Annotated in this window: 8 protein-coding genes; 2 read left to right on the forward strand and 6 right to left on the reverse strand. The window is 60.4% G+C overall.

Going from position 1 to position 10,645, the window contains the following annotated elements:
• Positions 1-10 precede the first annotated feature (10 nt).
• The 5 genes from ACXIUA_RS04450 to trmB all read right to left on the reverse strand — a co-directional run bounded on the left by ACXIUA_RS04450 (position 11) and on the right by trmB (position 5,337).
• Entirely contained in the window at positions 11-355 is a 345-nt protein-coding gene (locus ACXIUA_RS04450; protein WP_457976236.1) for a DUF3054 domain-containing protein, read from the reverse strand.
• Between the two features lie 226 nt (positions 356-581).
• Positions 582-1,580, reverse strand: a complete 999-nt coding sequence (locus ACXIUA_RS04455) for a lysylphosphatidylglycerol synthase transmembrane domain-containing protein (protein WP_457976237.1) — start codon at positions 1,578-1,580, stop codon at positions 582-584.
• A complete protein-coding gene (locus ACXIUA_RS04460; protein WP_457976238.1) occupies positions 1,564-3,882 on the reverse strand; it encodes an MMPL family transporter in 2,319 nt (772 codons plus the stop codon). The genes ACXIUA_RS04455 and ACXIUA_RS04460 overlap by 17 nt, the downstream gene beginning before the upstream one ends.
• A gap of 9 nt (positions 3,883-3,891) precedes the next feature.
• Positions 3,892-4,572 (reverse strand): NYN domain-containing protein, encoded by a 681-nt coding sequence (locus tag ACXIUA_RS04465; RefSeq protein WP_457976239.1) that lies wholly within the window; start codon positions 4,570-4,572, stop codon positions 3,892-3,894.
• A gap of 3 nt (positions 4,573-4,575) precedes the next feature.
• Complete coding sequence (trmB, locus tag ACXIUA_RS04470; protein ID WP_457976242.1) at positions 4,576-5,337, reverse strand: tRNA (guanosine(46)-N7)-methyltransferase TrmB; 762 nt, start codon at positions 5,335-5,337, stop codon at positions 4,576-4,578.
• A gap of 329 nt (positions 5,338-5,666) precedes the next feature.
• Between trmB and ACXIUA_RS04475 the strand changes: the two genes are divergently transcribed.
• Positions 5,667-7,490, forward strand: a complete 1,824-nt coding sequence (locus ACXIUA_RS04475; RefSeq protein ID WP_288791825.1) for a phosphoenolpyruvate carboxykinase (GTP) — start codon at positions 5,667-5,669, stop codon at positions 7,488-7,490.
• 501 nt (positions 7,491-7,991) lie between these two features.
• On the opposite strand, the gene ACXIUA_RS04480 is transcribed toward ACXIUA_RS04475, so the two are convergent.
• Entirely contained in the window at positions 7,992-8,237 is a 246-nt protein-coding gene (locus tag ACXIUA_RS04480; RefSeq protein ID WP_256041982.1) for a hypothetical protein, read from the reverse strand.
• A 796-nt stretch (positions 8,238-9,033) separates the two neighbouring features.
• On the opposite strand from ACXIUA_RS04480, the gene ACXIUA_RS04485 reads away from it, so the two are divergent.
• The gene (locus ACXIUA_RS04485) at positions 9,034-10,293 is read left to right on the forward strand and encodes a sensor histidine kinase (protein ID WP_256008316.1); all 1,260 of its coding nucleotides are present in this window, start codon (positions 9,034-9,036) and stop codon (positions 10,291-10,293) included.
• The last annotated feature ends 352 nt before the right edge of the window (positions 10,294-10,645 follow it).

The following is a 10,645-nucleotide window of genomic DNA, read 5'->3' on the forward strand; positions in this document are numbered from 1 at the left end:
GGCTGTCGAGCTAACGCCGCTTCAGAATCAGTTTCGCTGCACCGCGCCATCCGAGCATGAGCAGCGCCGACATGCTGCTCGCCACGATGACGAACGAGTAGTGCGGCAGCTTGTGGCGGTAGAAGCCCCAGATGATCAGGCCCACCACGATCGTGATGAGCCAGATCAGCCACCCCTTATCCTTGCGGGTGGCCAGCCACGCCAACCCCAGCCCAGCCGCGAACGGCAGGAAGGTTTCCAGCCAGCCGAAGAAGTTCAGCGGCATCTCTTCGGTCTGGTGCGCGATGCGCGCGAGCAGCGCGAACGCGGCGATGGCAACGTAGTCAGCAGCAATTGCGTACGGTTTTTTGATCATGCCAGACAGTCTAACCCGGTGCCCGGCTGCGCCGGTAGGTCGCTGGTAGGTGCCACAAAACCCGCTTAGCGAATTTGTGAACAGATTTGCGTTTCCTGCCTACCGCCCCCGGTAAAACCGCAAAGTGTAGTAAGAGGATTGTAGTAATCCTCGAAAACAGTTGCGAAACGGGGAATACTACAATCCTGTTACTCACATTTGGGTTTCGGCGGCGATGGGACCGAACTCACGCCTTGCCTAGCATGTAGCCGCGCCCGGCGTACTCCGCCGTGTGGATGACCCAGCCGATGGCGGTGATGAGGGCGAAGGAGATGAGTCGGTAGAGGACGGTGACGGCGGTGGCGTCGACAAGGGTGAGGCCGACGGTGACCAGGGACCCGGCGAGGATGGCCTCCACGGTGCCCACGCCGCCGGGCGTGACTTGGGCGGCGCCGGCGAGTTTGGTCATGATGAACGCGAGGGTGATGCCCATCGCGGAGGTTTGGTTGAGGCCGGGGTCGAAACCTGGTGCGGTGCCCAGGACGGACCAGGCGCAGAAGTAGAGCACGGCCAGGTCGAGGACCTGGTTGAGCAGGGAGAATGCGGCGGCGGCAGTGAAGCGGCGGCGTGACATTTGGATGGCAGCGACTTGGTCGACAACTCCGCTGGCCTTGGTAGCGACGCGTTCGGGAAGGAAGCGCAGCCAGCGTTTCAGCACGGCGGGGTTGCGGGTGGCCCAGTAGAGGCCGCCGACCACGGCGGCGGTGCCCAGCAACGATCCGGCCAGGGCCCACACGGACAGTTTCGCGCCCATGAAGACAACGGCGCTGATGCCGATGAGCGCCATCCAGACCGTGGATAGCGCCCCGGAGACCACGAAGAACCAGGCACACAGGCCGGTGGAGGCGCCCCAGGACTGGTGGACGCGGAAGGTCAGCCACGCGGAGAGTGCTGGGCCGCCGGGGACGGTGGTGGACCATGCGTTGGAGGCGAGCGTGATGTTGATGCAGCCGCGCAGGTCGGCGATGCGTCCTTCGATGTTGAGGAGCACCAGCATCACGGCGGCCATGGCGGCGATGGCGCCAAAGGCGGTGGCGACGGCCCCGATCAGCGGCAGCGGGTGGACGCGGCGTAGCGTGGTCCAGGCTTCGCCGAGGAAGGGGAGGCGGTCGCGAAACAGCACCAGGCCGACAATCAGGATGACGACGGGTGTTGTCCAGCGCAGCCACTTAGCGTTCAAGTTCACGCTTCTTGAGCTGCTCGAGAGCGCGGCGGGCTTCGAGTTCCTGCATCAGTTCCGTGAAGGGGACAAGCTCGGCGTTTTCGTTGACGGTCCGGCCCGCGCGGGCGGGGGACGGGTCGAGGGCGATCGCTTCGTCGACGGGGGTGTGGGTGGGGTCGGAGGGGGCGTCGATAAGTGGGACGGAGCTGGAGCCTTCGCCGAGGCTGCGGTAGGCGCGCTTGACCCAGCGTGGTGCCCACCAGTTGTCTTCGCGCAACAGGTGCATGACGGAGGGCACGATGAGCAGGCGGATGATGGTTGCGTCGAGGGCCAGGGAGACGATCATGCCGAATGCGATGTACTTCATCATGACGATGTCGCTCATGGCGAAGGCTGCGGCGACCACGATCATGATGGCGGCGGCCGCGGTGATGATGCCGCCGGTGTGCGCCGTGCCGTACTTGATGGATTGGTCGGTGGTGGCGCGGTTGTGGCGGGCCTCGACCATGCGGGAGACGAGGAAGACTTCGTAGTCGGTGGACAGGCCGTAGAGGATCGCGATGATGAGCACCAGCACCGGGCTCATCAGTGGGCCTGGGGTGAAGTTGAGCAGGCCGGAGCCGACGCCGTCAACGAAGACGAGGGTGAGGAACCCAAGCGTCGCGCCGATGCCGAGCACGTTCATGATGACGGCCTTCGCGGGCAGGATCAGGGAGCCGAACAGCAGCGCCATCAGCAGGAACGTGGCCAGCACCATGTAGAGCGCCATCCACGGCAGCCGCTCCAGGAGTGCTTCGATGGATTCGACCTCCATGGCAGGGGTGCCCGCGATGTAGACGCCGACGCCTGCTGGCGCCTCGATGGCGCGCAGCTGGTCCACGACTGCCTGGCCGCCGTTGCGGTCCGCCAGCGGCGCGGAGAGCACCGTGGTGCCGTCCTTCGTCGCCTGGGACGGGGACAGCGGCTTGGCTAGGCCGGTGACTTCGCGGGACTGCAGGACCACGTCCACGAGTTGCTCGTTGGTCGCGTTGGTGACCACGAGCTTGATCGGGTCGGTGCGAAACGCCGGGAACTCTTCGTTGAAGGCGTCTTGCGCCTGTCGCGTCTCCTGGTTGGGTGGCAGGTAGCTTTCGTTGATGCCGCCGAAGGTGATGCCGACCATCGGCACGGTGAGCAGCAGCAGCGCGCCCGTCGCGCCGACGACTACTTTCTTGGAGTTGCGCATCGCCCACGCCGGAAGCCGGTACCACACGGTGTCTTCTATTCGACGCCCCCTTCGCGACGTGCGCCGCACCGACCACTTATCGATGTTGGGTCCCAGCATGCCGAACAGCGCCGGCAGCATGGTCACGGAGATGACCGCGGCGAGCATCACGGCGCTAATTGCGCCGTAGGCCACGGACTTGAGGAAGGCCTGCGGGAACATGAGCAGGCCGGAGAGCGCTACACCAACCATGAGTGCGGAGAAGAACACGGTCTTGCCGGCGGTGGTTGTGGTGGCGGCGACGGCCTCCTCGGTGCTTACACCGCGGTCGAGTTCTTCGCGGAAGCGGGAGACCATGAACAGGCCGTAGTCGATGGCCAGGCCCAGGCCGAGCAGCGTAATAATCGACTGGGAAAAGATGTTGACCTGCTGGAACTGCGCCAGGATGGACAGCAGGGACAGGGAGCCGATGATGGACAGGATGCCCACGATCAGCGGCATTGCCGCGGCGACCACGCCACCGAAGACGAACAGCAAGATGATGGCCACGAACACCAGGCCGACTTTCTCGGCGCGGGCGATGTCGTTGGCCATGCCGGTGTCCAGCGCGTCCGCGACGGCAGTGGCGCCGGCGATCTGCACGGTGGCGTCCCCGGGCAGCGTGATGTCGTTGAGCGCCGGTTGGATGGTGCGGAAGTCTTTCAGCGTCTGTTCGCCGTCGCCGGCCAGGCCGATCGCGGCGAAGGCGGCGGTGCCGTCCTCAGTGATCTGCTGCTGGTTCGGCGCGGAGAAATAGCTGGTGATGTGGTCGATCTGGTCCGGGAACTGGGTTTTTAAGGCCTCGATTTGTCGGTTGGCCTCGTTGAACACGGCGGGATCGGCCACGCCTTGTGGGGCGCGGACAAGCAGGATGACATCACCGGCGTTGTCGCGACCGAAGGTGTCGTTCTCGATGGTGGCCGCCGTGGTGGAGTCCGCGCGGGGGTCCTCCCAGCCTTCCTGCGAGAGGCGCTCGCCCAGCTTGGAGCCGAAGAGCACCTGCAGCACCACGATCACCGCGATGACCACAATCGGCAGCACCTTGCGCTGCCGGTACGCGAAATGTCCCCACCTGTAAAACACGGCCAGCTCCTACTTTTCCTTGGTGTTGTGCAGCAACGAGGTCAGTGGGCGGAACGGCTGCAGCCATGCGCCGCCGTCCGGCAGGGATTCCAGGTTGATGCGCGGCAGCGGCTCCAGGAAGACGTTCGGGATGTCCTCGAGGTCCACGAAGCGCAGAAGTGGGGAGTCGACGGCCCACGCGGCGTGCTCGTGAAACCCGATGACGGTCACGGGCAGGCCGTCTTCCGCGAGCTGCTCGAGCGGCTCCTGGAAGTTCTGGCCGTCGGCCGACGCGACGACGACGCCGCGCAGCACGCCCTCGTCGAGGCGGCGGCGGATGTGGGTGAGCATGTCCTGATCGACGTCCGAATCCTCAGCAGTCTTCGGCTTTGCGAAGACCGCGAAACCCACGTTGCGCAGTGCGTCCACCCACGGGCGGACCGATTCGGCGTTGTGGGCGGCGACGTTGGTAAACACGGTGGCTTCCGGCTCGATGGTGGAGCTGGTGTCCTGCGAGGCCTTCGCCGCGAGCCCGATCAGCCAGTGGCCGAGGGCGTCGAAACGCGGACGCTGCGACCCGGAAGGCCGCCCGCCGAGGATCGCGCCGAGCCCCATGTCAAGGTTCGGTGCGTCCCAGACGAGCAGGTAGGTTTCTGGGCCGGGTTCGGCCCCTGGCGTGTAGGGGTGCGTCTTGTCCTGCAGGTCCTGCATGGTTTACTTCTTCTCCCAAAGGTATTCGCGGATCGTGTGGTCTTTTTCCAACCCTTTCCCCTCGAATTTAGTGATGACCTGACGGTCTGTCAGCAACGGCGCCTCTGGCCACGGCCAACCCTTGTACTCCAGCATGGGTTCCACGTTGACGAGTTCGTCGATCCACTCGGCGTAGTCGGCGTGGTCGGTGGCCACGTGCAGCACGCCGCCTTTCTTCAGGCGCGTCGCGATGAGGTTCAGCGTGCCCGACTGGATAATGCGGCGCTTGTGGTGGCGGGCCTTTGGCCAAGGGTCGGGGAAGAAGATGCGTACGCCGTCGAGGCTTTCCTCGCCGAACATGCGGGCCAGCACCTCGACGCCGTCGCCGCGCACCATGCGGATGTTGTCGATCTCGCCGCGCACCACGGAGCCGAGCAGCTTCGCCAGGCCAGGCTTGTACAGCTCGACGGCAATCACGTTGGTGTCCGCCTCCAGCGGTGCCATCGCGGCGGTGGAGGTGCCGGTGCCTGAGCCGATTTCGAGGATCGTCGGGTGGCCCGTGCGACCGAACCACTCGTCGACGTCGATGGGGGTGTCGCTGAGCATCTGCCCCAGGCGCGGCCAGTGCTCCTCGAAGAGCGCCTCCTGGTTGTCCGTCAGCGTGCCGCGGCGGAACGTCACCGAGCCGAGGCGCGGGTAGTCCAGGCCGGTATCAAATTCAGTTTGCGGGGGCCGCCCGTGGGGCAGTTCGCCCATGCCAGGGCGTGAATTCTCAGACATGTTCATCGTGTTCATTGTCCACACCATGTAGTGAAATGCAATTCCCTCCAACGCCCCCGGAAAGGGGTGAATGTGGGTCCGGTCACGTTTAGTTTCAGGTTTGCGCACTAAAGGAATGTTGTTTCCGCTGCATATCCCCTATATTTATCGACGTTCCACCATTCGGGCACACCCCTATTCGGGGCTTATTTCAGCGCTCACTCTTGGTCGTATCTATGAAGTATGTCACTGGTTATGACCTGGGTGGGCGTCGAAAAATATGGCGGAGGCCAGCGCAGACGCGATTTCGATAGGCTTGGGCCGTAGAGGTTTGTCTATTTTGACCAGGAGAGATTATGACCACTGCCGTGAAGCGCATCGAAGGCAACGTACCAACCGACAATGAGCAGCTCATTGCTTGGATCAACGACGCTGTCGACCTCTTTGACCCGGACAAGGTGGTTTTCGCGGACGGATCCCAGGAAGAGTGGGAGCGCCTCGCAGCCGAGCTGGTAGAGAAGGGCACGCTGATCAAGCTCAACGAAGAGAAGCGCCCGAACTCCTTCCTTGCACGCTCGAACCCTTCCGACGTCGCACGTGTTGAGTCCCGCACCTTCATCGCCACCGAAGACGAAGACGGCGCAGGCCCAACCAATAACTGGCGCGACCCAGCCGAGCTCAAGGCCGAAATGCGCGAGCACTTCAGCGGCTCCATGAAGGGACGCACCATGTACGTTGTGCCGTTCTGCATGGGCCCAATCAGCGACCCGGACCCGAAGCTGGGCGTCCAGCTCACCGACTCCGCATACGTGGTCATGTCCATGCGCGTGATGACCCGCATGGGCCAGGAAGCGCTGGACAAGATCGAGGGTGACAAGTTCGTACCGTGCCTCCACTCCGTCGGCGCACCGCTCGAGCCAGGCCAGGAAGACGTCGCATGGCCATGCAATGAGACGAAGTACATCTCGCAGTTCCCAGAGACCAAGGAAATCTGGTCCTACGGCTCCGGCTACGGCGGCAACGCAATCCTGGCGAAGAAGTGCTTCGCCCTGCGTATCGCCTCCGTCATGGCGAAGGAAGAGGGCTGGATGGCTGAGCACATGCTCATCCTGAAGCTCACCTCCCCAGAGGGCAAGGTCTACCACATCACCGGCGCGTTCCCGTCCGCATGTGGCAAGACCAACCTGGCAATGCTCACCCCGTCCCTCGAGGGCTGGACCTCCGAGGTTGTCGGCGACGACATCGCCTGGATGCACCTGCGTGAGGACGGCCTCTACGCCGTCAACCCAGAAAACGGCTTCTTCGGCGTTGCACCTGGCACGAACTACAAGTCCAACCCGATCGCCATGAAGACGATGGAGCCGGGCAATACCCTGTTCACCAACGTCGGCCTCACCGACGACGGCGACGTCTGGTGGGAAGGCATGGACGGCGACGCCCCAGCACACCTCGTGGACTGGCACGGCAACGACTGGACCCCGGAGTCCGGCGAGAAGGCCGCCCACCCGAACTCCCGCTACTGCACCCCGATCGCGCAGTGCCCAACGGCAGCACCGGAGTACGACGACTGGAAGGGCGTCAAGGTCGACGCCATCCTCTTCGGCGGACGCCGCCCGGACACCGTGCCACTGGTCACCCAGGCGCACGACTGGGAGCACGGCACCATGATCGGTGCGATGCTCTCCTCCGGCCAGACCGCAGCCTCCGCAGAAGCGAAGGTCGGCTCCCTGCGCCACGACCCAATGGCCATGCTGCCGTTCATCGGTTACAACGTCGGTGACTACTTCCAGCACTGGATCGACATGGGCCGCGAAGGCGGGGACCGCATGCCGGCGATCTTCCTGGTGAACTGGTTCCGCCGCGGCGAGGATGGCCGCTACCTGTGGCCAGGCTTCGGCGAGAACTCCCGCGTACTGAAGTGGATCGTGGACCGCATCGAAGGCCGCGTCGGCGCAGAAGAGACCGTGGTCGGCTACACCGCCCGCGCGGAAGACCTGGACCTGGAGGGCCTCGACGAGCCAATCGAGGACGTCAAGGAAGCCCTCTACCCGGATCCGAAGCTGTGGGAGGGCGACGTCGCGGATGCCCGCGAATACTTCGCTGGCCTCGGCGACCGCGTTCCGAAGGAAATCTTCGAGCAGCTGGATAAGCTCGAGGAGCGCGTCAACGCCGCCAAGTAAGCTTCTGGCGTAAGTAATCCGCTGAGATGAAAGGCCCGCCGTGTGGCGGGCCTTTACTTATGTGAACTTACTCGCCAGAGCTGCCAGCTCCGCTTTGCTCTGCATTCGGTGGGTACGCAGTAGGGCCGATACTTTCTTTGTGATAGTGATTTCCGCGTAATTCAGTCGCTGTGCAATCTGCCGATTGCCTGTTCAGAGCTTTGCTTTGCGTGGTGTTAGCAGCAGGGCGTTGATTCTTGAGCGCATACTCTGCGACAGAAGTGCACCGGGTTTTGTTCCTAGGTTTTGCCTTAATTTCTATTGCCAGTGGAGGGATCTGCTTCCAAAATTCGGTTTCCACCTCGACCAGGTTCCGGTATCTCAAGCTTTGGTGGAGCTTTGTCTCGTTCCGCAATGACGCCCATTCGAACATCGCGATTTCCCTCGACAGCATCATTTCACCTGCGAGTATGGATCAGCTCGTTCTTGTAGGAACTGTTCACAATTACAGCAAGAGCATTGTCAATTGTCATAGGTGTCGCCAACAGTTCCGGTGGAAGCAGCGAACCTGTGCTGGGCGAGTCGCTCGTTGTAGACAACGCCCAGATACTGCGACCCGTGATCCGGGTGGTGACTGAGACCTGTTGTTTCTTCAGCAGACGCGATCGTCTGGCTGAGCTTGCAGCGGTAAAACTTCGGTGTGCATGGAATCTGATAGCGCCTATCCAACGATCCGTCGAGAATAAACGCCAATGGCAAACGCGACATACACGAGCTTTTCTTCGTCGTGCATACGTAATGTCAGCCACCCACAGATTGTTCGGGTCCTGGGTTTGAATTCACGCTCCACCCAGTTCTGGCGAAGAGGAGGCGCATCAGGCTTACGGATTGTGATCTGCTTTTGCTTTTGCCAGAAACGTCGGTCTGTCGCATCAACCGTGCAGTTTGCTCACGATCGATATCGATTCCGTCACGGTGAAGAGCATGCCGCATTTCCGCACACCGACACCGGGCCCGATGAATAGCACTAATGCGTTCAACGAGTAAAACATCACAATGGCGCCGAGCACTTTAACCGCAGGCCTTGGCCTGGCGATAACCACGCGATATGACGCACCCACTAGCTTGGCTATCTTTCAACGTCTCACAGATGAACTCGACAGAGAAACGAATTCGGTATTCATCGATGAACTGGATTATTTCCGACGTGGAAAGGTGAGGCAGCCCTAGTGTCTCATTAGTATCGCGGAGCGCTTGATTTTCACGGAGCAACCTCGCGTTTTCGATGCCACGATCATGCACGCATCCTCATGAGGATAGTCTCCGGCCCACCAAGATACGAGCATCGATAAGGCGGGCCGTACGGTCCTTTGCGTCCTGGTCAAATCATCTTGGCATACTCCAGATTTTTCTGTCTAATCAAACAGGATAAAACCTAGGACGCTTCACCTCAGTATGCTGGTTGAGAGTGTCGGCGAGCTTGTACTAATTTACAAGAAACTTTTCCGGGGATTACGCGCCTAGAAGTCCGACGGTCTTTAACCGAGCGCTTAAACAGGTGCTTTTGCAGGAGAAGAGTCGTCGTATCTGCCTGAAAACAAGTAAGAGGGAATTACGTTTTGTAGCTTCAGAATCACATACAGTTAAGATTGCTGACAGTCAGAAGAAGCTTCAGGAGTATGGGGTAAATATGAAGCCAGCATCATTGATAAAAATATGGTCCAAGCTGAAGCCCTTGCCTCTCCCCTACTGGACTGGACTCGTAGGGATCCTGGCGGTGGCAGTTAACTTTTTCCTGCAACCTGGTACTTTTACCAATCCCTGGACGATTCCAGCGACTGCATTGAATCTCTTATGTCTCATTGCAGTACCTCGTTTCCCGCTCCCTACCTGGGCCGGATATCTCGTTCTATTTCTTCTTTTATCGGCACAGCCAGATATCCGAGCCACGGCCTTTACCTTCTTTGCTCCGCTTGTCGCTGCAGTTGTTGCCTACCGTGGCCACACAGTAGCGGCGGCAGCCGGAAGTACCCTGATTTGGTACTCAGGTTCAGTCAACCCTTCAGAAGGGGTCCTGTTTCCTCCTGATCTGCTGGCATCTACCGTCTGGGCGTTATTCCTTGCAGCTGCAGTTCTTCTCGGTCACATCCTTTACCGCGTCATCATTCAGAGAAGAGACTTGATGGAGCAGTGGGATAATGACATCCGAGCTCGCCGAACATCGTTAGCAAGAGCATTGCATGACTCTGTAGCAGCGTCGTTGACCTCAGTGGTGATGCGTGCAGAAACGCTTAGTCTGCAGCAAGGTTTTGCTGCTGAAACCCAGGCGGAACTTGCCGCAATCGCAGAGCAGGCGCGCGATTCCATGAAAGAGGTGCGGAGTCTACTGCGTATTCTTAGCAGCGACTCCCCATCCTGCTCGAGCGGTTTGGAATCATCTGCCGCCGACCAGTTTTATCAGATAGTCAGCTTTCTAAAAGCACATGGTTTTACCGTGGAAACAAGGGGCTCTTTCCGGGTCCTTTCCCTTAACTCAGATGGCCTTGTCGTACTCCGAGAGGTACTGAAAGAAGTGGCCACCAACATCATCAAGTACGCAAATCCCGGTTCTACAGTGACACTCACTGTGGAGGACCACGACGGCTATGTCACCATCAGCTTCATCAATACTGTTGGCAGCAGAAAACCGGCATCGGATTTAACCACCGGACTGGGTCTTCCGGCTATTTCACAGCTAGCCGAAGGTATCGGAGGCGACATGCGGACAGTCTCAAGCTCCACCCGATGGAATACCGAGTTACGGATCCCTCAGCAGAAACAATGACACCCCCAGAACGGTGGTCACTTTCGTCTATAACCTTCGCTTGTGGGCAGCGGAGGCTACTTGATGCGAGATAATGAGATAGCCCAGAGATGCCCCCTAGATGCAGAAAGAGGACAGAGAATGATACCTTTCCATCGACCTCGCTCCATTGCTCCCCTCACAGCAGCATTAATCGTGACCTTGCTAATCGCCCCCTCGGCGGTGGCTGAACAGGTCTCCGTAACGCCGCAAATTTCCCAGCCTCAAGAGTCCCACATGGAAAATAACGCTGTTGCGATCCTCGGCACTATTACCGATATCTTCTCCTGTAAACATCATCCAGCCCTGCCATGGTGCAAATGAGCTACAAGAA

The sequence above is a fragment of the Corynebacterium sp. UMB8791 genome (assembly GCF_054166365.1).

What these genes read in the sequence shown, in the direction of transcription:
- ACXIUA_RS04450 (WP_457976236.1), bottom strand. Translation starts at nt 355, where the DNA reads ATGATCAAAAAACCGTACGCAATTGCTGCTGACTACGTTGCCATCGCC.
- ACXIUA_RS04465 (WP_457976239.1), bottom strand. Translation starts at nt 4,572, where the DNA reads ATGCAGGACCTGCAGGACAAGACGCACCCCTACACGCCAGGGGCCGAA.
- trmB (WP_457976242.1), bottom strand. Translation starts at nt 5,337, where the DNA reads ATGAACATGTCTGAGAATTCACGCCCTGGCATGGGCGAACTGCCCCAC.
- ACXIUA_RS04475 (WP_288791825.1), top strand. Translation starts at nt 5,667, where the DNA reads ATGACCACTGCCGTGAAGCGCATCGAAGGCAACGTACCAACCGACAAT.
- ACXIUA_RS04480 (WP_256041982.1), bottom strand. Translation starts at nt 8,237, where the DNA reads ATGTCGCGTTTGCCATTGGCGTTTATTCTCGACGGATCGTTGGATAGG.